The following is a 23,754-nucleotide window of genomic DNA, read 5'->3' as shown; positions in this document are numbered from 1 at the left end:
GTGGCGTACACAAAAGAAAAGGGGCGGATCACTCCGCCCCTTCTCCGATCTCGTTTGTCCGGCGGGCGCGTCAGCCAGCCTTGCCGAACTCGCGATACTTTTCGTTACCGACGAAGCCGAACTTGGTCACGCCGGAGCCCTTGATCACGTTGAGCACGCGGATCGACAGGTCGTAGCTCGCCTGCTGATCGGGCTCGAACTGCAGCTCGGGCTCGGGCTGGATCGCCTTGGTGGCTTCGAGGTTGCGGACCAGTTCTCCATCGTTGATCGGGGTACCGTTCCAGAGGATCTGGTTGTCCGGCGTCAGCACGATCTTGTTCTTGATCGGATCGATCATGTCCGGCGGCGGCGGTTCGTTGTTCGGCACCGGGAGATCGATGTCGACCGAGTGCGTTGCCACGGGAATGGTGATGATGAACATGATCAGGAGCACGAGCATGACGTCGATCAACGGCGTCGTGTTCATCTCCATCATCGGCGAGCCATCGTCCTTGCCGCCTGACATTGCCATGGTGGGTTACTCCTGAATTCGTTCTGTTTCGGGCCGGCGGGCGATCAGCCGTTCGGATCGACCGGGTTCGAAATGAAGCCGACGGTCGGATAACCGGCCGACTGCACGTTGTAGATGGCGCCGGCGATGCAGCGCCAGGGGGCATTCACGTCCCCGCGGATGTGAACCTGCGGAATTTCTTCCGGGTTTTCCATCAGCGCTTCGGGACCGCCCGCGGCCTGCACGATACGATCGAGCCGCTCGAAGGCCTGGTCGTAGAGTTCCTTCGAATCCACCGGGGTGGTGTTGTTGAAGTAGACCCGGCACTGACCGTTGCGCGAGGCGCCGGCGAAGCCCGGCTGGCCGGCGCTCAGACCCGCGTCGTCGCTGGTGCTGACGGTCAGCAGCAGGTTCTCGACCTTGTCCTTCGATTCAGCCGACGGCATCACGGGAATCTTGAGCTTCTCGATCGTCTGGATCGCGACCGGGACCGCGATGAGGAAGATGATCAGAAGCACCAGCATCACGTCCACGAGCGGCGTGGTATTGATGTCCGACATTGGCGTCTCTGCGCCGCCGCCTCCGCTAGAAATCGCCATGGGCTTCCTGTCCTATTTCAATTCTGTCGCGCTGAAAGTCCGGGGGGACGGCATGCGCCGCCCCCTCGGCAATCCGCTTACGGGCGCGGCGCGGCCGGCTTGGCCGGGGCGGTCGCTGCCGCCTTGGCTGCCTGCTGGGTCGAAGGCGCGGTCATGACCGCGGGCTTCACCGCACCCTTCGAGTTGATGTTCGCGAGGAGGTCGGTCGAGAAGCCCGACAGCAGCTCGGCGATACGCTTGTTGCGGGCCTGAAGCCAGTTGTAGGCAAGCACCGCGGGCACCGCGACGAGCAGACCGATCGCGGTCATGATCAGCGCTTCACCGACGGGCCCTGCGACCTTGTCGATCGAGGCCGATCCGGCGAGGCCGATGTTGATGAGCGCGCGGTAGATACCGATAACCGTACCGAGCAGTCCGACGAACGGCGCGGTCGCACCGACGGTCGCAAGGAACGGCAGGCCGCCCGCAAGCTTGGCATTGATCGAGGCTTCAGAGCGGGCGAGCGAGCCGTGCAGCCAGTCGTGCGCTTCGAGGCTGTCGACCATCTTCCCGTGCGATTCCTCGGCGGTCAGGCCGTCGTCGACGAGCTGGCGCCACGCGCTGTTCTTGTCGAGCTTGCCGGCACCTTCGCGAAGCGAGGACGCGCGCCAGAACTGGGTGCGGACACCCTTGTACTGGTTCATGATCTTCTGCTGCTCGAGCCACTTGGTGATCAGGATGTAGAACGATCCGACCGACATGATGACCAGGGTGCCGAAAATCGACCAGGCGATCACGCCGCCTTGGTTCATGGCTTCCCAGAAGCCGAACTGATTCTTCACTTCGGTGTTCGAGGCTGCCGCCAGGAGTTCGATAAACATGGGTGAAAGTCCTCTCAGAAAATACGGATGTAAGATGAGCTAAGCGGTTACTTCGGAATTTCCCAACGCACAGAGCTTGACCAGCTGCCCGACGTCGGATCGCCGTTTCCGTCGGTTGCGGGGTTAAACCGAGCGCGCCGCTGGATCAGCGAGCACGTGGTGCTGTCGAGGTCCGAGTGTCCGCTCGAGCCGGTGACACTGCAGCTCGTCACGCGGCCGTCCGCGCCCACCTGGACGGAGAAGCGAGTGACGCCTTCGCGTTCTTCACGCAGTGCGCGGCTGGGATAATCGTTGGCATTCGCCCAGTTGCCCGGGTTGCCGCGCGGCGTCGGGCTCTTCGGCTGGACCCGCGGCGGAGGCGGAGCGGGCGGGGCAACCGGAGCCGGCGGCGGCACGCGCAGCGCGGGCGGCGCGGGCGGCGGAATCGTCGGCTGGGTCTGGATCGGCGGCGGGGCCGGCGCGATATTGATCGGCGGGGGCGGCGCGACCGGCGGCGGCGGCGCAACTTCCTGCTGCTCGGGCGGCGGCGGCGGCTCCTCCTCGGGCGGCGGCGGCTCTTCAATGTCCACCGTCGTCACGCGCTCGACCGCCTTCTTGATCGCCGAATAGGCGAGGCCGGTCACGAGAGCATAGCCGACGACGATATGAACCAGCGCAACGATGATGATCGCGATAATGCGATTACCGCTCATCTGTTGGTCAGCGTAAGCCATTCAGTCGCATCACTCCATCGTCCATGCCGGGCCTGCGCGCCCGGCGAATGCACACATCGGACACGCGCGATTCCGAATCGTCGCGCCCCGACGCAATCCCTGATGTCCACCCTGTCGGCCCACCGGTTTTCGGCGACCGAACGGCCCGCCGAGTCCCCGATGACCCGGCTGAGGGCCGCGTCCGGAGGTTATTGTATGTTTACTCCCCGGATCGCCGGACGCTTAACCGCGAAGAAACCTGCGTGCAAACGCTTTTCCGGTTAAGCCCGGATTCACGCCTGTCACGCTGAACGGGGAAGATGCGTAATGGTTTCCATCTCCCGCCCACCGGCCTAGGCGGATCGCCCATGCACGAAATTCGATTCTCCTGCAGAGCGGTGGTGGCCGCCATGGCCCTTGCGGTCTGCGTGGCGGCGGCTCCACCGACGGCGACGTCGGCTCCGGCGCCGACGTATGCCGATCTCGCCGACCTGTCCGATGCCGCCGACCTGGTGGTACATGCGAAGATCGCCAAGGCGATTGCCGTCCCGGCCGAGCGCGCCGCCAACGTAGCGCCTGGCCGCGCCAGGGTTTACATCGAAGCCGAAACGCTCGGCCTGATCGCGGGCAGCGCGCCGCTGGGCGAATCGATCAGGTACCTCGTCGACGTTCCGCTCGATGCCAAGGGCAAGATTCCCAAGCTCAAGAAGCGGGAAGTCCTCCTGTTCGCCCGGGCCGTTGCCGGGCGCCCGGGGGAGCTCCAGCTCGTCGGGCCGAACGCGCAGCTCGACTGGAACCCCGCGCTTGATGCGCGGGTCAAGCCGATCCTTGCCGACCTTGCGCTGCGCGATGCCGCCCCCGCCATCACCGGCATACGCGACGCGCTGTCGGTCGCTGGCACCTTGGCCGGCGAATCGGAGACGCAGGTGTTCCTCGGCACCCGCAGCGGCGATCCGGTTTCGCTGACCGTGATCCGCCGGCCGGGCATGGCGCCGACCTGGGGCGTGTCGTTCGGCGAGATCGTCGACCAGGCCGCGCGCCCTCCCGAGCGCGAGACGCTGGCCTGGTATCGCCTGGCCTGCTTCCTGCCCGGCCAGTTGCCCGCCGGCGCCAATCTCGCGCAGGACAGTGCGTCGCGCAGCCGGGCAGCCGAGGACTACCGTTTCGTCATGCAGCAGCTCGGGCCCTGTCCGCGCAACCTGGCTGCAGAGACCCTCGCCGCCCGATAGTTTCTCTTTGTTGGCCGCCGCGCGAACCGTTCGGTAGGAGCGCCCCGTAGCCAGGAGGGAATGCAGACATGGCCGAAGCGCTGCGCATCGCGCTAGCCGGAGTGGGCACGGTGGGAGCGGGCGTCATCCGCCTGCTGTCCGAGAACGCCGCCCTCCTCCAGGCGCGCGCGGGGCGCCCGATCCGCGTGGTCGCGGTAAGCGCACGCGACCGCGGCAAGCACCGCGGGGTCGACCTCTCGCGGTTCGACTGGTGCGACGACATGACCGAGATGGCAGCGCGGGACGACGTCGACGCGGTCGTCGAACTGGTCGGCGGGGCGGATGGCCCCGCGCTGACCCTTGCGCGCAACACGATCCGCAGCGGCAAGGCGCTGGTGACCGCGAACAAGGCGATGATCGCGCACCACGGGCTCGCGCTTGCCGAAGCGGCCGAGGCGGCGGGCGTCCCGCTCAAGTTCGAAGCCGCGGTCGCGGGCGGCATCCCGGTGATCAAGGGCTTGCGCGAAGGTGCGGCGGCGAACCTGATCGACAAGGTCCAGGGCATCCTCAACGGGACCTGCAATTTCATCCTGTCGACGATGGAGGACACGGGGCGCGATTTCGCGGATGTTCTCGCCGAAGCGCAGGCCAAAGGGTTCGCCGAGGCCGATCCGACGCTCGACATCGAGGGAATCGACGCGGGCCACAAGCTCGCCATCCTCGCCGCCATCGCATTCGGGTCGCGGCTCGACCTGGACCATGTGTCGTGCGAGGGAATCGCGCGGGTCCGCGCGGCGGATATCGCCCGGGCCCGCGATCTCGGGTTCGTCATCCGGCTGATCGGCGAGGCGGACGTCGAACCGGACGGTTCGGCATCGCGCCTGCTGCAGCGCGTGCGGCCCTGCCTCGTTCCCGACAACCATCCGCTCGCGCATGTCGATGGGCCGACCAATGCCGTCGTGGCCGAGGGCAATTTCTCCGGCCGCCTGCTGTTCCAGGGCGCCGGCGCGGGCGACGGGCCGACCGCGAGCGCGGTGGTCGCCGACCTCATCGACATCGCCCGCGGCGAACGCGGCAGCCCGTTCTCGGTCCCCGTCGCGCAGCTCGAGCCGATGGCCCCGGCCGAGCCCGGCGACCGGCGCGGGCACACCTACATCCGCTTCACCGTCGCCGACCGGCCGGGCGTCCTGGCCGAGATCACGGCGGCGATGCGCGATGCGGAAGTGTCGATCGAAAGCCTGATCCAGACCGGTCAGGCCGAGGAAAGCGGCGAGGTGCTCGTCGCGATGGTCACCCACGAAGGCCCCGAGCGCTGCGTCACCGAGGCGCTGCGCCTGCTCGACGGTTCGCCGAGCCTGACCGCACCCCCGCTGGTGATGCCTATTCTGGCGGCGTGACCGCTTCGGTCTCGACCGCCTCGATGGGCAGGTCGTCGCGGCCTCTCGGGGCCAGTCCGCGCGCGACGCGGTCGGCGTCCGATCCCGGCGGCGCTTCGGGGATCGCCTTGAGGTCGATCAGCGGCGGCATCGGCGGCGGGCACGGCGGGATGAAGCAGCCCTTGAACACGACGCCCGCGCCGAAGCCTGCACCGGGGTACTGCGTTTCCAGATTGGGCGCGCGCGGATCGCCTTCGGTGCCGTCGCTTTCGCTGCCCTCGACCCGCAGGCGCTCGGGATCCTCGTTCTGCGCACAGACGACGATCTCGCCGCCGGCCTTTTGCGGCGGACACAGGCGCCGGCGCTCGCGGATATCGGGCGGGCCGTAGACCTCTTTGGCGTTGGCGATGGCTTCTTCGGCCGTAACCGGCGTTCCGGGCGGCGCCTCCTGTGCGGCAACCGGCGCCGCCAGGATCGCGAGCAGAACAATGAAGTACGCCCTCATGGGACTTTCTCCCCGCGCGCGATCAGGTCCGCGTCCGACCCCTCGGGCGGCTCGGGGATCGCAGCCAGATCGATGAGGACGGGTCGAGGCGGCGCCCCGCCGACAGCGCAAATGCTCAGCAGGCTCGGAACGCACTCCGGCGGGCCAAGATCGGGCGCCACCGGGCGGCCCTTGTTCGTCGTCGCTTCGGCATAGCGCTGCTCGGCCCGTTCCTTGTCGTACCCGGCGGATTCGGCATCGTCGGGTGCCGGAGCGCAGACGACGATACCCTCTTCGGACAATTCGGCGCGACAGGCGAGGCGCGCCCGCCGCTTGCGCTCAGCTTCCCTTGCGGCAGGGTCGGCATAGGCCTCGCGGGCGGCTTCCATCGCCTCTTCCGCGGTGACGGTGCGCGGGGACGGCTCCTGCTCCCGCGCGGCGAGCGGCAAGGGGAACACAAGGATGGCCGCGATTGCGGGGACCTTGCCGACCGCCAGTATCGACAATGCAACACCCCCTCGTCTAAGCGCGCCGCACAGAGCCGTCCCGGGAGTGAATCGTCGATGAACAAGCCAGCTTCGCCCAAACGCTCGAGCGTGCTCGACCGGGTCCTCGTGCTCGAACTCGTCCGGGTGACCGAGGCGGCGGCGATCGCTGCGTCGAAGCTGGTCGGGCGGGGCGACGAAAAGGCCGCCGACGCCGCCGCGGTCGAGGCGATGCGCAAGGCGTTCGACGGGCTCGAGATCGACGGCACCGTCGTCATCGGAGAAGGCGAGCGCGACGAGGCGCCGATGCTCTACATCGGCGAAAAGGTCGGCGGCGCGATCGGCAAGGGGCCCAAGATCGACATCGCCCTCGATCCGCTCGAAGGCACCACGATCACCGCCAAGGCCGGGCCCAACTCGCTCGCTGTTCTGGCCGCGGCGGAAGCTGGCTGCCTGCTCAACGCGCCCGACACCTACATGGAAAAGCTCGCGGTCGGCCCCGGCTATCCCGACGGGATCATCGATCTGGCGAAGACGCCGACCGAGAACGTGATGGCGGTGGCCGAAGCCAAGGGCGTCCAGCCCAACGAGATCATCGTCTGCGTGCTTGACCGGCCGCGCCATGCGGCGCTGATCGCCGAACTGCGCGGGCTGGGCTGCGGGGTCGTGCTGATCGGCGACGGCGACGTCGCGGGGGTGATCGCGGTGACCGATCCGGACACCACGATCGACATGTACATGGGCACTGGCGGCGCGCCCGAGGGCGTGCTCGCGGCCGCGGCGCTGCGCTGCGTCGGCGGGCAGTTCAACGGCCGCCTCGTCTTCCGGAACGACGACGAGAAGGCCCGCGCCCGCAAGTGGGGCATCCCCGACAAGGACTTCGGCCGCATCTACACGCTCGAGGAACTGGCCAAGGGCGACTGCATCTTCGCCGCGACCGGCGTCACCAGCGGCTCGCTGCTCGACGGCGTTAAGCGCCTGCGCGGCGGCAAGATGACCACCGAAAGCGTGGTCATGCGCGCGTCGTCCGGCACCGTGCGGTGGATCCGGGGCGAACACCGGACCGGGTGAGGGCGGGGCCGCTGTCACAACGACCGGGGCTGTTTTTCGATAACGCCGCTCGCTCTCCAGAAGTCCGAATCGTCGGGCGGTTCCGGCCAGTCCTTCGTCAGGCGTAGCAAGCGAAAAAGCGTGGAATTATCGGGCTTTCGGTCGACCGCGGTCATCCGGCCCGAATGGATCACCGGCCGGACCAGGTCGGTTTCGAGCCGCGCGTGCAGTGTCGCCATTGTCACCTTCCGCCCGTCCTCGCGCGCGGCGCCCGGATGGCCCGCGCCCGGCAGCGTGAGCACCCGGTCCCACGCGAAGGCGAAGCCCTCGGCGCCCGGCCGCGCGCGCAGGCGATAGGCGCTCGCCCGGCTCATCCCCACCGCCTTCGCCGCCGCCGACACCGACCCGGTGAAATAGAGCTGGGCTAGGAACGCGCACTGCCGCACCTCGCTCCACCCGTCGTTCCGCGCGCGAACGGCGACGGGCCGGAACCAAGACGGGCGGCGGCGGAGCGTGTGGGTGTGCGGCTTCCTCATCGGGGAGCTTAGGGCACGAAAGGGGGTGTGTAGGAAAGGGATTACGGTACAGCCGCGATCCGTATCCCGGCTTCGGCTCGATGAGAGTGCCTATCCCAGGGAGACGATGCCTTCCCCACTGGCGCCGAACAGTTCGGCTTCCTCTGCAGTTACCTGGATCAGAACGAGACCCGGGGTGTCGGTGCCTTCCGGAAACCATCGCTCGATATCCGAGGTCCAATGCTCTTCGAACAATTCCTTGTCGTCCCGGTGCAACTGCGCCGCTCCCCGCAGCGAAACCCAGTCCTTCTCGCCGCTGAAATCCAGCATGACGGTCGGGTTCTTTTCGATCTGGGTGATCTTGCGCGTGTCGCCGTTGCTGAAGAACCAGTTGTCGCCGTCCCAATCGACTTGCGCATTGTTGGACATCGGACGGCTGCAGAAACCTTCTCCGTCCTTTGTCACCATGAAGCAAATGTCCAGCTGCTTCATTGCTTTGACGACCGCTTCCTTGGTTGCCTTTGGCATCACGCTTCTCCTGTTCGCTTTCGGGGCGAAACGGACAGGTTGCGGTCGGTGTTCCCTGTGAGCGCGCGGTGTCCAAACATGTGGCATCCTTCGCCCCTGCCCGTTGCAATCCCTCTCTCCTCCGCTAAGCCGCCTCCATCCGAATCCGCCCGTTCGTTTCCCCGCCGCGAAGGACCCAGCGCCCGATGAAGATCATGTCCGGCAACGCCAACCTGCCGCTCGCCCGTTCGATCGCGGGGTATCTCGAGCTGCCGCTGGTCGATGCCAGCGTGCGCCGCTTCGCTGACGAGGAGATCTTCGTCGAGATTCACGAGAACGTGCGCGGGCAGGACATGTTCGTCGTCCAGTCGACCGGCTTTCCGGCGAACGACAACCTGATGGAGCTGCTGATCTGCGTCGACGCGCTGAAGCGCGCCTCGGCCAAGCGGATCACCGCGGTCGTGCCCTATTTCGGCTATGCGCGGCAGGACCGGAAACCCGGCCCGCGCACGCCGATTTCGGCCAAGCTGGTCGCCAACCTGATCACCACCGCCGGGGCCGACCGGGTGCTCGCGGTCGACCTGCACGCCGGCCAGATCCAGGGCTTCTTCGACATCCCGACCGACAACCTGTTCGCCGCGCCCGTGATGGCGGCGGACATCCAGGCGCGCTACGGCACGCGCGACCTGATGGTCGTATCCCCCGACGTCGGCGGCGTGGTCCGCGCCCGCGCGCTCGCCAAGCGGCTCGACAACGTGCCGCTGGCAATCGTCGACAAGCGCCGCGACAAGCCCGGATCGTCGGAAGTGATGAACATCATCGGCGACGTATCGGGCCGGCACTGCATCATGATCGACGACATCATCGATTCGGGCGGCACGCTGTGCAACGCGGCGCAGGCGCTGCTCGACGGCGGGGCATCGAGCGTCACCGCCTACATCACCCACGGGGTGCTCTCGGGGGGCGCGGTGGCGCGGGTGAACGATTCGGCGCTCGAGGAGCTGGTCATCACCGATTCGATCCGCGCGACCGACGCGGCGGCCGATTCGCCGCGCATCCGCTACCTCACCATCGCCCCGTTGATCGGCGAGGCCATGCGCCGCATCGCCGACGAAAGCTCGGTATCGAGTCTGTTCGACTGATGCGCGCCGCGCTGGCCGCGACCGTGCTTCTGGCCGGCTGCGCGTCGGGCGTATCGCCGACCCGGCCGGTCGCGGTTCATGTGCCGCCGGTGGGGATCAACCCGGTCCTGGAAGGCCCCATCGCGGCTGCGCCCGGCCACGCGCTGGTCGTGGGCGACATCAACCTTGCGCCCGGCGCCGCGATCCCGCGCCACCGCCACGCAGGCGAGGAGTTTCTCTACGTGATCGGCGGCTCGGCGACATTGTCGCGCGCCGGCGAGGCCGATCTGGTGCTCGCAGCGGGAGACGGCGTGCGCATCGCGCCGGATTCCGCGCATTGGGGCACGGCCGGGCCACAGGGGCTTCGCGCGATATCGAGCTGGCTGCTGCTGCCGGGACGCCCCTTGCGCGAGGCGGCGCCCGAATGAGCCTTGCCGACGACATCGCGCTCGCGCACCGGCTGGCCGAGGCGGCGGGGGCAGCGATCCGTCCCTATTTCCGCGGCGAGATCGGCCTCGAGACGAAGGGCGACGCCTCGCCCGTCACGCTCGCCGATCGCGCAGCGGAGGAGGCGATGCGGCGCATCCTGACCGCCGAAGCGTCGCGCGACGGGATCATCGGCGAGGAATTCGGCACCGAGCGCGAGGGCGCCAGCCGCCAGTGGGTGCTCGACCCGATCGACGGGACCACCAGCTTCGTCGCGGGCCGGCCGATCTTCGGCACGCTGATCGCGCTGCTCGAGGGCGGCTTCCCGGTGCTCGGCGTGATCGACCAGCCCATCCTCGGCGAGCGCTGGGTCGGCGCGATGGGCCAGCCGACGACGTTCAACGGCCGGGAAGTCCGCACCCGGCCCTGCCGCGAACTGTCCGACGCGATCCTCGGCACGACCAGCCCGGGCGCGTTTTCCGACCATGCGGCCGAGCACTTTATGGCGCTTGCCGCGAAGTGCGCCCACCGGCGTATGGTCTGGGGCGGCGACTGCTACAACTACGGCCTCGTCGCGAGCGGCCACGTCGACATCGTCTGCGAGGACTCGCTCAAGCTGCACGACTTCGCCGCGCTGGTCCCGGTGGTCGAGGGCGCGGGCGGGACGATGGCCGACTGGCACGGCGAGCCGCTCCACATCGATTCCGAGGGGCACGTCATCGCGCTGGGCGATCCGGCGCGGCTCGAGGACGTCGTCGAGGCGCTCGCCTGCAATCATTGAGGCGTTAGCCATATCCTAAACCGCCCGCGCTAGGACGCGCGCATGGCCACCAGCGCCCTCCAGCCGCCGCGCGTCGGCGCGTCCCGCCACGCGTGGGCGCGCGTGCTGGCGCTCGCCCCGTTCGCGGTCGTCCTTGCCGCCTCGCTGGTCGAGCTTGCTCTCGCCGACCGCAAGTTCGGCCTGTTCACCGGCGGCTTCGGCATGAGCCGGGCGGTCGATACCCTGCCCGAGCGGGCGGCATTCGCGGCCGGCTACGCGTCGGCGATGGCCCTCATCGGGCTCGCGGGTTGGATGCTCGCGCTGCGCCTGACGCGCGGCCGTGCCGGGTGGACCCCCGTTTTCGTCTTCGCGCTGCTCAACGGGGCGCTGTTCGCCGCAGTGCTCGCGGCACGATACCAGCTCGCTTCGTATTTCAGCGACGCGGTCGGCTTCGCATTGCTCAGGCAACTCGGCGGAGGCAGCCTCGTCGATGCGATCCTGTTCGGGATGAGCGAGATCGGGGTGGCGCTCCTCGCGATCGGCGGGATGGCTGCCGCGGCGTGGGGCGTCGCGCGCCTGCTCGCCCGAATCATGCCCGATACCCTCTCCCGACCGGGCGCGCCGGGCGGTAAGGCGGCCGCCGCCGCATGCGCTGCCTTCCTCGCGCTCGCCTTCGCGATCCCGCGCTCAGGCAGCGATGCGGCTTACGCGCTCGAGCGGACGCTCGGCTGGGGCACGCTCGTTTCCGCACTCGACCTGGCAAGCGACTCGGACCGCGACGGCTACGGCCTGTTAGGAACGCAGCGCGATGACGCTCCGTTCGACGGCACCCGACACCCGCTGGCGCTCGACGTGCCCGGCAACGGGATCGACGAGGACGGCTATGGCGGCGACCTCAGGCTCGTCCCGCTGGCGACGCCGCCCGGACCGCAGGTCTTCACCGGCGCACGGCCCCACGTGGTCGTGGTCGTCCTCGAATCGGTCCGCGGCGACGTGCTCGGCAAACGCGTGAATGGGCGGGCGGTCGCCCCCAATCTCGAGGCGCTGGCAGCCGCGGGCAGCGTGGCGCGTCCGGCCTACAGCCACGTCGGCTTCACCACCGAGAGCCTCAAGTCCCTGTTCTCCGGCGCGCTCGCCCCGCGCAGGGGCGACCCCTCGCTCTTCACCGACCTCGAGGCGAGCGGGTACCGGATCGGGGTGTTCTCGGGCCAGCCGGAGGACTTCGGCGATATCTCGGAAACAGTCGCGATGAGATCGAGCGCCGACGTGCACGTCGATGCCGAGACCCTGCGCGACAAGCGTGCGTTCGACTTCGCCGCGCAAGGATCGCTGCTGGTCGACGAGGCGCACCTGCTTTCCGCATTCGATCGCACGCTGTGGGGCGAGGACTGGTCGGGCCAGCCGCGCGCCGCCTATTTCAATTTCCAGTCCGCCCATTTTCCCTACGACCACCCCGGCGTCGCGCGGCGAGTGACCGCCGATCCCGTCGCGCGGAAGGATATCTCCGCCGCGAACGCCGAGCGCGTGCGCGAGACGTACTGGAACGCCGTCGCCCACGCCGACCGCTGGCTCGGCGAACTCGTCGCACGCCTCAAGGCCAAGGGCGTGTGGGACGAGACGATCCTAATCGTCACCGGCGATCACGGTGAGGAGCTGTTCGAGGGCGGCTTCCTCGGCCACGGCCACGTGATCAACCGAGAGCAGTTCGGCACGCTCCTCGTGGCCAGCCGCCCCGGCGTCGTGCCTCAAGGACCGATCGGTTTGTCCGACTACCGCGCGATCCTTTCGGCCGCGATTCGCGCAGAGGCGCCGCCGCGCACCGTCGCAGCCCCCTTCCTCCACATCGGCCCGCTCGACACGCCTACCGCGATCGGATTGGCCGGACCGGACGGCGCGCTCACCAGCCTGCGCCTCGACACCGGCGAAGCGTGCTTCCGCGAACAGGGGACGTGCACGCCCTATGCCGTGCTCGCTGCCGCGGACAAGGCGCGGGTCGATGCCCTGGTTGCCCGTTGGGGCTCCGAACGCTGGCGCGAGCACCAGCGGGGACAAGCTATCGGGCACTAGGCCGCAGTCCCCGCGTTGGGGCGGCATGGACAAGACCATCGCGATCACCGGCGGCGGCGCGGGCATCGGCCGCGCGGCGGCGCTGCATTTTCACGGCCTCGGCTGGCGCGTCGCCGTGCTCGACACCGATGCCGAAGCGCTGAAGGAACTGGCCGAACTGCTGCCGAAGAAGCGCTGCCTGACCGTCCGAAGCGACGTCGGCAAGGAAGCGCAGGTCAGGCGCGCCTTTGCGCGCATCGAAGCGTGGCTCGGCGACGATCCGCTCGACTGCCTGGTCAACAATGCCGGGATCGCCGATCCGTACTGCGGCCCGCTCGAGGACCTGGCGCTGGCCGACTGGCAGCGCTGGATCGACGCGAGCCTGACCGCCGCGTTTCTGTGCAGCCGCGCCGCGCTGCCCTTGCTTCGCCGGTCGAGCGGTGCGTCGATCGTCAACGTATCCAGCACCCGTGCGCTGATGAGCGAGCCGGAGACCTTCGCCTACGCCGCCGCCAAGGGCGGGCTCGATGCATTCACCCATGCCCTCGCAGTCACCCTCGGTCCGCAGGTACGGGCCAATGCCGTTCTGCCCGGGTGGATCGAGACCGGCCCTTGGCAGAAGGAATCGAAGCGCAGCGATCCGCACCATTCGAAGAAGGCGCGCGCGCAACATCCCGCAGGCCGGGTCGGACGGGCGGACGATATCGCGCAGGCCATCGAATGGCTGGCTAGCGCGGGGTTTGTCACCGGACAGCGGATCGTCGTAGATGGAGGGATGACCGTGAAGATGATCTACGACGCGTGAGCCGCTTCCTGTTCTTCTACGGCGTGCTGATCGGCGACATCGCTCCGCCGCCGGTCCAGCGCCTTCTGGCGGGAATCGGCCCGGGACGACCCGCCACCGTGACCGGGACGCTCTACGCGGTGGACGATCCGGCAGGCGCGCACCCTGCGCTGGTCGCCGGAGGCGGCACGGTGAAGGGCATGCTGTACGCGGCGGGCTCGGTCGATCTGGCCGCGCTCGATGCCTTCGAAGGCGAGGATTATGCGCGCACCCCGGTCGTAGCGCAGTGCGGCGGCGAACGGATCGAGGCGCAGGCCTATCTCTGGATTGCCCCGACCGACGGGCTCGAACCGATTCCCGACGGCGATTTCGCCCGCTGGCTTTCCGCCAGCGGCCGGCCGCCGATCGGGCACTAGCGGGCTTGCCTTTTTCCCTCGGGCCGCCTAGTGGCGCGCCCTTCACCGACACGTGATTCACAGTCGGCCTGGCTATCTAGGGCTGCCAGGGCTGACTGATGCGTGTCCCCGAAAGGAGACGAAAATGCCCAAGATGAAGACCAAGAGCGGCGTGAAGAAGCGCTTCAAGCTCACCGCCACGGGCAAGGTCAAGCACGGGGTCGCCGGCAAGCGCCACCGCCTGATCAGCCACAATGCCAAGTACATCCGCCAGAACCGCGGGACCACAGTGATCGCCGACGCCGACGCGCGCACGATCAAGAAGTGGGCGCCCTACGGGCTCGATTGAGGAGGTACTAGGACATGGCACGCATCAAACGGGGTGTTACCACCCGCGCCAAGCACAAGCGGCTTCTCGACCAAGCCAAGGGCTATCGCGGTCGCCGCAAGAACACCATCCGCGTCGCGCGGCAGGCGGTCGAAAAGGCCGGCCAGTACGCGTACCGCGACCGCAAGGTTAAGAAGCGCAGCTTCCGCGCCCTGTGGATCCAGCGCATCAACGCCGCGGTCCGCGCTGAAGGCCTGACCTATTCGCAGTTCATGCACGGCGCCAAACTCGCCGGCATCGAACTCGACCGCAAGGTCATGGCCGATCTGGCGATGAACGAAGGCGCTGCCTTCACCGCGATCATTTCGCAGGCGAAAGCCGCGCTGAACTGATCCCGGCCGAATGGCCGATCTCGAGGGCGTCGCGGGCTACGGCTCGCGGCGCCCTTGACGCATGGGCGCGAGCCGTTACTGTCCAGAAAATACAAAGCCTGGTCCATCGGGTCGCAACACCCCCCCGACAGGATAGCGCATCTACCATGACGGATTCTCCGCGAATTTCCGTGCGCTTCTTCCGCCTGTCGGAACCCCTCCAGCCGTACTTCACCGCGCTCTACCTGACCACGACCGAAGCCGGGGACGGACTGGTCGAGGATTACCTCCACCCCGAGTGGGCGGCGATGCGGTTTACCGAAGGACCGCCCCCGATCGCCTCGATCGGGCCGGGCGAGATGGTGCCCCAGTGGCCGTTCGTGGCCGGCGGACCGACGAGCCTCGCGACCCACTTTGCCGTCACCACCTCGCGTATCTGGGGCCTGGGCATGCAGCCCGCGGGCTGGGCCAAGTTCGCCAATGGCGAGGCGGCCGCGCTCGCCAACCGCACGGTCGACGGGTCGACCCACCCCGCGTTTGCGGCTTTTGCCGGCATCCTGCCCCAGATCCTCGCATGCACCGAAGGCGACGATGCCAAGGCGAACCTGATCGATGCCCACCTGATGCTGCAGGTTCACCGGCCGGTCCCGCGCGAAGCCGAGATATTCGCCTGCCAGGACGCCTTGCGCGATCCGGCCATCGGCGATGTCGCCGCGCTGCAGGACCGCCTCGGCATGACGGTGAAGTCGCTCGAGCGGTTCTGCCGCCGGTATTTCGGCTTCACGCCCAAGCTGCTGCTGCGCCGCCAGCGCTTCGTGCGAAGCCTCGCGCAGTTCATGCTCGATCCGTCGCTGAGCTGGATCGACGCGCTCGATGGCCAGTATCACGACCAGGCCCAGTTTGTGCGCGAGTTCCGCGAATTCATGGGCCTTTTGCCGACCGAATACGCCAGGATGCCGCATCCGATCATCCAGCCGATCATGCGCCAGCGGATGGCCGACCAGGGGGCTGCCGAACCGCTCGACGTGCCGACGATCGCGCGCTTCCGCTGACGATCCGCCTCGTTTCGCTGAATCCTTGCCGCTGCACGTAACGCGCTATAGTGTCGCATTCCTACAAGTGATGCGCGCCTGAAGGATGGGCCGCTCGGAGGAAAAGGAAAACGGATCGCGCCCATGCCTGGCCAGACCGAAATCCCGGTTCCCCAGGGCTGCACGGTCGACGCGCGGTTCTTTCCTCCGCCGCCCGAACTCGATGGCTGCGTCACCAGCATCTACCGCCTCGATCTGACCGTTCCCGGCGAAGCGACCGTGGTCGACTGGCTCCAGCCCGAATGGGCGAACCTCAGGGTATTTTCCGGGGCGCGCCCATGGGCGCAGGTCGTCGGCGGTGCGGTCGTGGACAAGGCACGGTTCACCGTGACCGGCCCGAGCTCGCGCGCTGCCAGGTTCGAGATCGGCACCACACGCATGTGGGGCGTCGGCCTGCTCCCGCTGGGATGGGCGCGCTTCGTCGGGCGGCCCGCGGCGCGCTATGCCAACATGCTGGCCGATGCGGAGCGTCATCCGGACTTCGCGCGATTCGCCGCGCTGCCTCACGTGTTCGAGGACACGCCCGACGACGACAAGGAGCTGGAGCGCATCGTCGCGATCCTGCGCGGCAGCGCGCGGCCGGTGACCGACGAGGAGCGGATCGTCGAGGTTCATCGCACGATGGTGGAACTGGGGCTGGCGAAGGTCGCCGATTTCGCTGCCCGGGCGGATCTGTCGATACGCGCGCTCGAGCGGACATGTCGGCGCCATTTCGGCTTCCCGCCGAAGCTTCTGCTGCGGCGCCAGCGGTTCATGCGCAGCCTTGCCGCGTGGATGCTCGGCGGCATGGGCCGGTGGACCGCGGCGATCGACGAGCTCTATGTCGACCAGGCCCACTTCAACCACGAGTTCCACGAATTCATGGGCATGAGCCCGAGCGAGTACGCGGCGCTGCCGCACCCGATCCTGTCGGCTTTCATGGCCCAGCGGGCGAGGACCTGGGGCTCGCCCGCACAGACGCTGGATCGGCCCGCCGCGACCGCTACTTGAGGTCCTCGACCGATACCCAGCCCTTCGTGCCGTAATTGTCGGTCACCTCGACGAACAGGCCTTCGCGCTTGCCGGTCGGGGTCAGTTCGGTGCCGGCGCGGATGCTGCGGACCACCGCCGACGTCTTCGAGGCGCCGGCATAGAGCTTCGCATCGACCGCAACGCTCGCTGCCGCAGAGACGGGGCCGACCGCGGCTGCGCCCGCTGCCGGCGCTCCTTCAAGCAGGGTCTTCTGCGCGATCAGCTGGTTGAAGGCGAGGATGAACGCCTCGGTCAGGGCCTGGCCGTCCTTGCTGCCCTGGTAACCGGACGCGCTCGCGGCGTTGTTGGCCCAGCCCCAGCCGCCGGAGTTGCCGAACGTGATGCTCGATTTCTTGACCGAGCCGCTGCCCGAGGCGAGCGCCTGTCCCGTGGCAGGGCTGACGACGCGCAAGCCGGCGGCATAGGTCTTTTTCTTGCCGCCGAGACCGCCGAACATGCCCAGCGCGGTGCCGCCGAAGCCACCGAGTCCCCCGAGGACCTTGCCGGCAGCGCCCGAGCGAACCAGAGCCTCGGTCGCCGCCGCCTTGCCCACTTCGACGCTCTTGTCGACTTCCTCCTGGTTGCCGGCGACGGCAGTCACCAGGAACCGGGCCGGCGCGCTGGTCGAGACATGCGGCGTGAAGCAGCCCGATTCGGTGGCGAGGGCGTTGATCAGCGCCCGCGGACTGCCAAGTCCGTACTCGGTCCAGCCCGCAAGGTCGCCGTCGACCAGCGCGATGGTGCCAAGGCTCTGCTCGCACTTCATCAAGGTCGGCGCGGTGGCCTTCTCGGCGGCGTGCGCCGATGTACCGCAGGCGATGGTTGCCGTCGCCGCGATGAATGCAATGGTCTTCCGAACGCTCGTCATCATAATGCTCCCCTCAACCGCCAGCGGACGACTCTCCCCGAAGCCGCGCACCGCCGCGCACAAATTCCCGATGCCGCGCTAGCATCATGCTCTGCGGCATCGCGGGCTTATTGCGTCGCACGGCGGACTTCTTGTATAAAAACGCCATAACATCCGCCCGCTTGTACCGTACGGAAGGGTCGCGTCGTCGAACTCGATAGGTCAAGCCCCGCAGGCGTCATCGCGGTCAGCTACGCGCTGCCCGCCGAGCCGCTGCGCGCGTATGTTTCGACTTACTCGCTGACCGAGGTGGCTCCAGGCGCGCAACCGGTGCGCGACCAGGTCTATCCCGAATGGGCGAACATCCGGCTGACAAGCGACGGCGCGATGGCGGCCTGCACCGGACCCGGCCCCCTGCAGGCGTGTGGTCCGATCTGCGGGATCGGACCGACAAGCCGCGCGACCCACTTCGAACTCTCGCCGGGGCGCTACTGGACCATCAGCCTGCTTCCGCTCGGCTGGGCCCGTCTGATGCAGGTCCCGGCACGTGCCTTTGCCGATCGGTGGGAAGTGATCGGCGAGAGCAGTGCATTCGCCAGGTTCGCCCCCCTTCTCGAGCTCGCGGCGACCGACGACCCGAAGGAGGCGGTGGCGCGGTTCGATGCATGCCTTGTTTCGCTGTTCGGCGCCCGCAAGGTCGACGAGGCGGCGATCGTGCGAGCACACTCCGTCCTGCTCGATCCAGAAGTGCCGTCGGTGAACGCGTTCGCCGACCAGGCCGGCCTCAGCGTCAGGCAGCTCGAGCGCCTGGCCAACAGCGCCTTCGGCTTCACGCCCAAGCTCCTGCTGCGCCGACAGCGTTTCCTGCGCAGCCTTGCCAAGTTCATGCTCGACCCGTCGCTCGCGTGGGTCGACACGCTCGATAGCCAGTATGTCGACCAGGCGCACTTCATTCGCGACTTCCGGCGATTCATGGACGAGACCCCCGGCTCCTACGCTTCGCGGTCGCACCCGGTGCTCTGGGCAGCCGCCCATGCGCGTTCGGCAGCCGCGGGCACGGCGATGCAGGTGCTCCAGCACCCGGTCGCAGCGGGACAGGGCATTGCGATAGAACGCACGCGCCCCTAGGGGCGGGTCCGCAATGACTGGTTCCGACGACATCCGCCTTTCCGAGGCCCTTGCCGCCATCGATGTGGCCCAGACGATCGACGCGCTCGAAGCGCAGCGCGTGGCCGCGCTCGGCAAGTCAGGCTGGGTCAGCGCCCTGCTCAAGACCCTGGGTGGGATGACCCCCGAGGAGCGCCAGGTCGAGGGCCCCCGCATCCAGGGCCTGCGGGCCGCGGTGTCCGATGCGATCGACGCGAAGAAGGCCGCGCTGGAGGCAGCCGCGCTCGACGCGCAGCTCGCGCGCGAAGTGATCGATCTGACCCTGCCCGCGCCCGCCGCGCCCAAGGGGTCGATTCACCCGGTCAGCCAGGTCATGGACGAGCTGGCCGAGATCTTCGCGGACATGGGATTCTCGGTCGCCAGCGGGCCCGAGATCGAGGACGACTGGCACAACTTCACGTCGCTCAATATGCCCGAAAGCCACCCCGCGCGGGCGATGCACGACACGTTTTATTTCCCCGACGAAGGCCCCGAGGTCGCCGGTGCGCCGACGCGGATGGTCCTGCGCACCCACACCTCGCCGGTCCAGATCCGCGCGATGACCCAGCAAGGCGCGCCGCTGCGCGTGATCGCGCCGGGCCGCGTCTACCGCTCCGATAGCGACGCGACCCACACGCCGATGTTCCACCAGGTCGAGGGCCTCGTGATCGACGAGGGAATCCATCTCGGCCACCTCAAGTGGACCCTCGAGACCTTCCTCAAGGCGTTCTTCGAGCGCGAGGACATCGTCCTGCGCCTTCGCCCGAGCTATTTCCCCTTCACCGAGCCCAGTGTCGAGGTCGACGTGGGCTGGCAGGACGTGAACGGGCGCCGGGTGCTGGGCGGCGACGGAGACGCGCCGGGCCACGGGTGGATGGAGCTGCTCGGCAGCGGCATGGTCAACCGCCGCGTGCTCGAATTCGCGGGGCTCGACCCCGACAAGTGGCAGGGCTTCGCGTTCGGCGTCGGCGTCGACCGGCTCGCGATGCTGAAATACGGGATGGACGACCTGCGCGCGTTCTTCGACGGCGACGGGCGCTGGCTGGCGCATTACGGGTTCGACCCGCTCGACGTTCCGACGCTGTCGGCTGGCGTAGGAGCGAAGGCATGAAGTTCTCGCTCGAATGGCTCAAGGCGTTTCTCGACACCGAGGCGAGCGCCGCCGAAATCGCCGCCGCATTGAACCGTATCGGCCACGAGGTCGAAGGTCTCGAGGACCCGGCCGAGCGCCTGTCCGGTTTCCGCGTTGCCGAAGTGCTCACCGCCGTGCCGCATCCCGATGCCGACAAGCTGCGGGTGCTTACGGTGAACACCGGTGACGAAGCGCCGCTCCAGGTCGTCTGCGGCGCGCCCAACGCGCGCGCGGGAATGAAGGGCGTGCTCGGGCTGCCCGGAGCGGTCGTCCCGGCAAACGGGATGGAGCTGCGCAAGAGCACCATCCGCGGCGTCGAATCGAACGGCATGATGTGCTCGGTGCGCGAACTCGAGCTGGGCGACGAGCACGACGGGATCATCGAGCTGCCCGCCGATGCGCCGGTGGGCACGCCATTCGCCGAATACCACGGCGCGAGCCCGGTCTTCGATGTCGCGATCACCCCCAATCGGCCCGACTGCATGGGCGTGGAGGGCATCGCCCGCGACCTCGCGGCAGCGGGCTTGGGGACCTTCAAGCCGTGGCGCGCGGAAACCGTCGCGGGCAGCTTCGCCTGCCCGGTCGAGATCCGCACCGACGACCCCGAAGGCTGCCCGGCATTCTACGGCCGCGTGATCCGCGGCGTGACGAACGGCGCGAGTCCGGCGTGGATGCAGGCACGCCTGATCGCCGCGGGCCAGCGCCCGATCAGCGCACTGGTCGATTTCACCAACTACCTGTCATTGGGCTTCGGCCGCCCGGCGCACGTCTACGACCTGGCCAAGCTCAGCGGCCCGGTCGTCGCCCGCCGCGCGGTGAACGGCGAGACGGTCGAGGCGCTGAACGAGAAGACCTACACGCTCGACGAAAGCATGACCGTGATTGCCGACGCCGCAGGCGTGCACGACATCGGCGGCATCATGGGCGGCGAGCATTCGGGCGTGACCGCGGAGACGACCGACGTCCTGCTCGAGATCGCCTATTTCGATCCCGCGCGGATCGGCGCGACAGGGCGCAAGCTCGGCATCGCCAGCGATGCGCGCTCACGCTTCGAGCGGGGCGTCGATCCCGCCTTCCTCGATGCCGGGCTCGACGTGCTGACCGACCTGATCCTGCGCACCTGCGGCGGCGAAGCGAGCGAGGTCGTGCATGCCGGGTCGCCGCCCAGCGAGGCGAAGGTCGTATCCTACGATCCCGCGCTTGCCGGTAAGCTCGGCGGGGTCGCGATCCCCGAGGGCGAGCAGCGCGCGACGCTGGAAAAGCTCGATTTCGCGGTTTCGGACGACTGGCAAGTCACCGTCCCGCTGCGTCGTCACGATGTCGAGGGGCCTGCCGACCTGGTCGAGGAGGTGGTGCGCATCCACGGGCTCGACAGCGTGCCCTCGACCCCGCTGCCGCGCGCGGACGGTGTCGCCCGTCCGACCGCGACCCCCGAACAGGTCCGCGAACGCAAGGTGCGCCGCACCGCAGCGGCGCGCGGGCTCAACGAAGCCGTGACCTGGTCCTTCCTGCCGCCGGCCGATGCCGACCACTTCGCCGACGGAAACGGCGGGCTGTGGACGCTCGACAACCCGATCAGCGAGGACATGAAGGCCATGCGGCCTTCGCTCATCCCCGGACTGCTCGCCGCGGCGAGGCGCAACGCCGATCGCGGCGCGCAGAGCGTGCGGTTGTTCGAGGTCGGGCGCCGCTACCTGCGCGGTGAAGGCGGCGCGAGCGACGAGCGCGCCACCGTGGGCGTCCTGCTCGCCGGGGAAAAGACCGCGCGGGGCTGGGCCGCAGGAAAGGCGACCGCGTTCGACGCCTACGACGCGAAGGCCGAGGCGATCGCCCTGCTCGAGGCGGCGGGCGCGCCGGTCGACAACCTCCAAGTGATGGGTGAAGCCGGAACGCAATTCCATCCCGGACAGTCGGCCACCCTCCGGCTGGGGCCCAAGACGGTGCTCGCCCGCTTCGGCGCGCTGCACCCGGCGACGCTCAAGGCGTTCGACGTCGATGGTCCGGTCATGGCGGTCGAAGTGTTCCTCGACGCGATCCCCGCGCGCAAGAACGCCCAGTTCGCCCGCACCGCCTACGCCCCGCCCGCGCTGCAGGCCGTGAGCCGCGACTTCGCGTTCCTCGTCGATGCCGCCCTGCCGGCGGGCGATCTCGTGCGCACGGTCAGGGCTGCGGACAAGGCCAATATCGTGTCGGCCCGCGTGTTCGACGACTTCCGCGGGGCTGGTGTTCCCGAAGGCAAGAAGTCGCTCGCGATCGAAGTTACGCTCCAGCCGGGCGAAAAGACCTACACCGACGCCGATCTCAAGGCGATTTCGGACGCGGTCGTCGCCGCCGCCGCCAACCTCGGCGCGACCTTGCGAGGGTGAGCCAGCCCTTCGCGATATCGTCGGGCGAGATAACCGCGCAAATCGACCCGCTTGGTGCGGAACTGGTGTCGCTGACCGATGCCGCGGGCCGCGAGTACATGAGCAACGGCGATCCCCGCTGGTGGACGGGGCGGGCACCGGTGCTGTTCCCGATCGTCGGCGCGCTCCGAAACGATCGCTACCGGCTCGACGGACAGGAATACCCGTTGGCCAAGCACGGCTTCGCGCGAAAGAGCGCGTTCGTTTGCGAGGAGCATGAACCCTACGAATGGGTGCGCTTTGCCTTGAGCGACGATGCGGCAACCCGCGCGGCCTATCCCTTCGCGTTCAGGCTGGAGATCTTTCACCGCGTATGGGGCGGGACGCTGACCACGACCGCGACCGTCACCAACCGCGACACCCGTGCGATGCCGTTCAGCTTCGGGTTTCATCCCGCCTTCGCATGGCCGCTTCCGGGCGGGGCTGCGAAAGAGGACCACCGGGTGGTGTTCGAGCACGCCGAACCGCAACCGATCCGGCGGCTGTCCGCGCAGGGCCAGCTCTTGCCCGAGACCTTCCCTTCTCCCGTCGAGGGCGACACGCTCGCGCCGGACGCGGCGCTGTTCGAGGCGGACGCGCTGGTCTGGGACAACATGCGCTCCCGCGCCTGTTCGTTCGGGACGGCGGACGGCGCATCGCTGGCGCTTGAATGGGACAACTGCCCCATGCTCGGCATCTGGCAGAAACCCGGTGCCCCGTTCCTGTGCATCGAACCGTGGCAGGGCATCGCCGATCCGATCGACTTCGCCTGCGATTTTCGCGACAAGCCCGGCGTGGTCGAACTGGCTCCGGGAGCGGACGCCCGGTTCACCCTCGCCATAACGCTCAGCCCGCCGGAGGACTCCCGATGAAAACCGCGTTCGTATCAGGAGCGACGTCGGGTATCGGCGAAGCCACGGTTCGCGCGCTTGTGGGTGCAGGATGGCGCTGCGTCGCCACTGGGCGGCGGGCCGAGCGACTCGACGCACTCGTCGCCGAACTTGGCGCCGACAGGGTGCACGCGGCGGTGTTCGACGTGCGCGACACGGCAGCGATGGACGCCGCGCTGGACGCACTTCCGCAGGAATTCCGCGCGATCGACCTGCTGGTGAACAACGCCGGTCTCGCCGCGGGTCTCGCGAATGCGCAGGACGCCGAGCTGTCCAACTGGCAGACCATGATCGACACCAACGTGACCGCGATGGTCACGCTGACCCGCAAGCTGCTGGCGGGACTGATCGAGCGCAAGGGCGCGATCGTGACGATCGGCTCGGTCGCGGGTAACTACATCTACCCAGGCGGCAACGTCTATGCCGGGTCAAAGGCCTTCGCCAACCACTTCACGCTGGCGCTGCGTGCCGACCTCCACGGCACCGGCGTGCGGGTGACGAGCATCGAGCCGGGGATGGTCGAGACCGAGTTTACTCTCGTGCGCACCGGCAGCCAGGAGGCGTCGGACAAGCTCTACGCCGGGGTCAACCCGATGACCGCCGAGGACATCGCCGACACGATCCGCTGGATCGCCGAACTGCCCCCGCATCTCAACGTCAACCGGATCGAGCTGATGCCGGTGAACCAGGACTTCGCAGGCTTCCGGGTTGCCCGCGACTAAGCTGGACCCGGCGCTCCCCTGCGGCTAAGCGCCC

27 protein-coding genes are annotated in these 23,754 nt (G+C 68.3%); 18 read left to right on the top strand and 9 right to left on the bottom strand.

Translation table 11 applies throughout. From position 1 onward, the window contains the following. Window positions 1-70: 70 nt before the first annotated feature. The 4 genes from A6F68_RS02985 to A6F68_RS02970 form a co-directional block, all read right to left on the bottom strand. Window positions 71-511 carry an ExbD/TolR family protein gene (locus A6F68_RS02985; RefSeq protein ID WP_067676135.1) on the bottom strand — a complete coding sequence of 147 codons (441 nt, stop codon included), beginning with the start codon at window positions 509-511 and terminating at the stop codon, window positions 71-73. Between the two features lie 44 nt (window positions 512-555). Further along, window positions 556-1,089 carry an ExbD/TolR family protein gene (locus tag A6F68_RS02980; RefSeq protein ID WP_198152657.1) on the bottom strand — a complete coding sequence of 178 codons (534 nt, stop codon included), beginning with the start codon at window positions 1,087-1,089 and terminating at the stop codon, window positions 556-558. 77 nt (window positions 1,090-1,166) lie between these two features. After that, window positions 1,167-1,949 (bottom strand): MotA/TolQ/ExbB proton channel family protein, encoded by a 783-nt coding sequence (locus A6F68_RS02975; RefSeq protein ID WP_067676129.1) that lies wholly within the window; start codon window positions 1,947-1,949, stop codon window positions 1,167-1,169. A 47-nt stretch (window positions 1,950-1,996) separates the two neighbouring features. Next, the gene (locus tag A6F68_RS02970; RefSeq protein ID WP_067676126.1) at window positions 1,997-2,662 is read right to left on the bottom strand and encodes an energy transducer TonB; all 666 of its coding nucleotides are present in this window, start codon (window positions 2,660-2,662) and stop codon (window positions 1,997-1,999) included. A 347-nt stretch (window positions 2,663-3,009) separates the two neighbouring features. Between A6F68_RS02970 and A6F68_RS02965 the strand changes: the two genes are divergently transcribed. Both A6F68_RS02965 and A6F68_RS02960 read left to right on the top strand, forming a co-directional pair. Continuing rightward, complete coding sequence (locus A6F68_RS02965) at window positions 3,010-3,870, top strand: hypothetical protein (protein ID WP_067676123.1); 861 nt, start codon at window positions 3,010-3,012, stop codon at window positions 3,868-3,870. A 68-nt stretch (window positions 3,871-3,938) separates the two neighbouring features. Continuing rightward, complete coding sequence (locus A6F68_RS02960; RefSeq protein WP_067676120.1) at window positions 3,939-5,246, top strand: homoserine dehydrogenase; 1,308 nt, start codon at window positions 3,939-3,941, stop codon at window positions 5,244-5,246. On the opposite strand, the gene A6F68_RS02955 is transcribed toward A6F68_RS02960, so the two are convergent. Next, window positions 5,230-5,730, bottom strand: a complete 501-nt coding sequence (locus A6F68_RS02955) for a hypothetical protein (protein WP_067676116.1) — start codon at window positions 5,728-5,730, stop codon at window positions 5,230-5,232. The genes A6F68_RS02960 and A6F68_RS02955 overlap by 17 nt on opposite strands. After that, complete coding sequence (locus tag A6F68_RS02950) at window positions 5,727-6,215, bottom strand: hypothetical protein (protein WP_067676114.1); 489 nt, start codon at window positions 6,213-6,215, stop codon at window positions 5,727-5,729. The genes A6F68_RS02955 and A6F68_RS02950 overlap by 4 nt, the downstream gene beginning before the upstream one ends. A gap of 57 nt (window positions 6,216-6,272) precedes the next feature. Here A6F68_RS02950 and glpX point away from each other — a divergent pair, with 57 nt between their 5' ends. Beyond that, the gene (gene glpX / locus A6F68_RS02945; protein ID WP_067676112.1) at window positions 6,273-7,265 is read left to right on the top strand and encodes a class II fructose-bisphosphatase; all 993 of its coding nucleotides are present in this window, start codon (window positions 6,273-6,275) and stop codon (window positions 7,263-7,265) included. A 14-nt stretch (window positions 7,266-7,279) separates the two neighbouring features. On the opposite strand, the gene A6F68_RS02940 is transcribed toward glpX, so the two are convergent. Together A6F68_RS02940 and A6F68_RS02935 are read right to left on the bottom strand one after the other, a co-directional pair. Next, complete coding sequence (locus A6F68_RS02940) at window positions 7,280-7,780, bottom strand: hypothetical protein (protein ID WP_067676109.1); 501 nt, start codon at window positions 7,778-7,780, stop codon at window positions 7,280-7,282. 90 nt (window positions 7,781-7,870) lie between these two features. After that, on the bottom strand, window positions 7,871-8,287 hold the full coding sequence (locus tag A6F68_RS02935; protein ID WP_067676106.1) for a pyridoxamine 5'-phosphate oxidase family protein: 417 nt from the start codon (window positions 8,285-8,287) through the stop codon (window positions 7,871-7,873). 185 nt (window positions 8,288-8,472) lie between these two features. On the opposite strand from A6F68_RS02935, the gene A6F68_RS02930 reads away from it, so the two are divergent. From A6F68_RS02930 to A6F68_RS02885, 10 genes are all read left to right on the top strand, one after another. After that, window positions 8,473-9,408 (top strand): ribose-phosphate pyrophosphokinase, encoded by a 936-nt coding sequence (locus A6F68_RS02930; RefSeq protein ID WP_067676103.1) that lies wholly within the window; start codon window positions 8,473-8,475, stop codon window positions 9,406-9,408. Continuing rightward, complete coding sequence (locus tag A6F68_RS02925; RefSeq protein WP_067676101.1) at window positions 9,408-9,815, top strand: cupin domain-containing protein; 408 nt, start codon at window positions 9,408-9,410, stop codon at window positions 9,813-9,815. Before A6F68_RS02930 ends, A6F68_RS02925 begins: the two co-directional genes overlap by 1 nt. Then, the gene (gene hisN, locus A6F68_RS02920) at window positions 9,812-10,594 is read left to right on the top strand and encodes a histidinol-phosphatase (RefSeq protein ID WP_067676096.1); all 783 of its coding nucleotides are present in this window, start codon (window positions 9,812-9,814) and stop codon (window positions 10,592-10,594) included. Before A6F68_RS02925 ends, hisN begins: the two co-directional genes overlap by 4 nt. A gap of 42 nt (window positions 10,595-10,636) precedes the next feature. Beyond that, window positions 10,637-12,640 carry a sulfatase-like hydrolase/transferase gene (locus tag A6F68_RS02915; RefSeq protein WP_067676093.1) on the top strand — a complete coding sequence of 668 codons (2,004 nt, stop codon included), beginning with the start codon at window positions 10,637-10,639 and terminating at the stop codon, window positions 12,638-12,640. Window positions 12,641-12,665: 25 nt separating this feature from the next. After that, the gene (locus tag A6F68_RS02910) at window positions 12,666-13,424 is read left to right on the top strand and encodes an SDR family NAD(P)-dependent oxidoreductase (RefSeq protein WP_067676088.1); all 759 of its coding nucleotides are present in this window, start codon (window positions 12,666-12,668) and stop codon (window positions 13,422-13,424) included. Next, complete coding sequence (locus A6F68_RS02905; protein ID WP_084001542.1) at window positions 13,421-13,819, top strand: gamma-glutamylcyclotransferase family protein; 399 nt, start codon at window positions 13,421-13,423, stop codon at window positions 13,817-13,819. The genes A6F68_RS02910 and A6F68_RS02905 overlap by 4 nt, the downstream gene beginning before the upstream one ends. A 124-nt stretch (window positions 13,820-13,943) precedes the next feature. Further along, complete coding sequence (rpmI, locus tag A6F68_RS02900; RefSeq protein WP_067676085.1) at window positions 13,944-14,147, top strand: 50S ribosomal protein L35; 204 nt, start codon at window positions 13,944-13,946, stop codon at window positions 14,145-14,147. Window positions 14,148-14,161: 14 nt separating this feature from the next. Next, entirely contained in the window at window positions 14,162-14,518 is a 357-nt protein-coding gene (gene rplT / locus A6F68_RS02895) for a 50S ribosomal protein L20 (protein ID WP_067676080.1), read from the top strand. A 146-nt stretch (window positions 14,519-14,664) separates the two neighbouring features. After that, a complete protein-coding gene (locus tag A6F68_RS02890; protein ID WP_067676077.1) occupies window positions 14,665-15,549 on the top strand; it encodes a helix-turn-helix domain-containing protein in 885 nt (294 codons plus the stop codon). A 123-nt stretch (window positions 15,550-15,672) separates the two neighbouring features. Next, a complete protein-coding gene (locus A6F68_RS02885) occupies window positions 15,673-16,578 on the top strand; it encodes a helix-turn-helix domain-containing protein (protein ID WP_067676074.1) in 906 nt (301 codons plus the stop codon). Here A6F68_RS02885 and A6F68_RS02880 read toward each other — a convergent pair. Beyond that, complete coding sequence (locus A6F68_RS02880) at window positions 16,571-17,470, bottom strand: SH3 domain-containing protein (RefSeq protein WP_198152656.1); 900 nt, start codon at window positions 17,468-17,470, stop codon at window positions 16,571-16,573. The two genes, A6F68_RS02885 and A6F68_RS02880, sit on opposite strands and share 8 nt — an antisense overlap. 306 nt (window positions 17,471-17,776) lie before the next feature. Between A6F68_RS02880 and A6F68_RS02875 the strand changes: the two genes are divergently transcribed. The 5 genes from A6F68_RS02875 to A6F68_RS02855 are packed head-to-tail and all read left to right on the top strand — an operon-like array spanning window position 17,777 to window position 23,720. Then, the gene (locus tag A6F68_RS02875) at window positions 17,777-18,574 is read left to right on the top strand and encodes a helix-turn-helix domain-containing protein (protein WP_084001540.1); all 798 of its coding nucleotides are present in this window, start codon (window positions 17,777-17,779) and stop codon (window positions 18,572-18,574) included. A gap of 13 nt (window positions 18,575-18,587) precedes the next feature. After that, window positions 18,588-19,703 (top strand): phenylalanine--tRNA ligase subunit alpha, encoded by a 1,116-nt coding sequence (gene pheS / locus A6F68_RS02870; RefSeq protein ID WP_067676068.1) that lies wholly within the window; start codon window positions 18,588-18,590, stop codon window positions 19,701-19,703. Beyond that, window positions 19,700-22,090 carry a phenylalanine--tRNA ligase subunit beta gene (gene pheT / locus A6F68_RS02865; RefSeq protein WP_067676066.1) on the top strand — a complete coding sequence of 797 codons (2,391 nt, stop codon included), beginning with the start codon at window positions 19,700-19,702 and terminating at the stop codon, window positions 22,088-22,090. The genes pheS and pheT overlap by 4 nt, the downstream gene beginning before the upstream one ends. Further along, window positions 22,087-22,980 (top strand): aldose 1-epimerase family protein, encoded by an 894-nt coding sequence (locus A6F68_RS02860; RefSeq protein WP_067676061.1) that lies wholly within the window; start codon window positions 22,087-22,089, stop codon window positions 22,978-22,980. Before pheT ends, A6F68_RS02860 begins: the two co-directional genes overlap by 4 nt. Further along, window positions 22,977-23,720, top strand: coding sequence for an SDR family NAD(P)-dependent oxidoreductase (locus A6F68_RS02855; RefSeq protein ID WP_067676058.1), 744 nt, complete (start codon window positions 22,977-22,979; stop codon window positions 23,718-23,720). The genes A6F68_RS02860 and A6F68_RS02855 overlap by 4 nt, the downstream gene beginning before the upstream one ends. Window positions 23,721-23,754 lie beyond the last annotated feature (34 nt).

Origin of the sequence: Tsuneonella dongtanensis (assembly GCF_001698205.1) — a bacterium.
Lineage (GTDB): Bacteria > Pseudomonadota > Alphaproteobacteria > Sphingomonadales > Sphingomonadaceae > Tsuneonella > Tsuneonella dongtanensis.
Note: the sequence above shows the minus strand (reverse complement) of the source record. Positions and strands in the feature narration are given on the sequence as shown.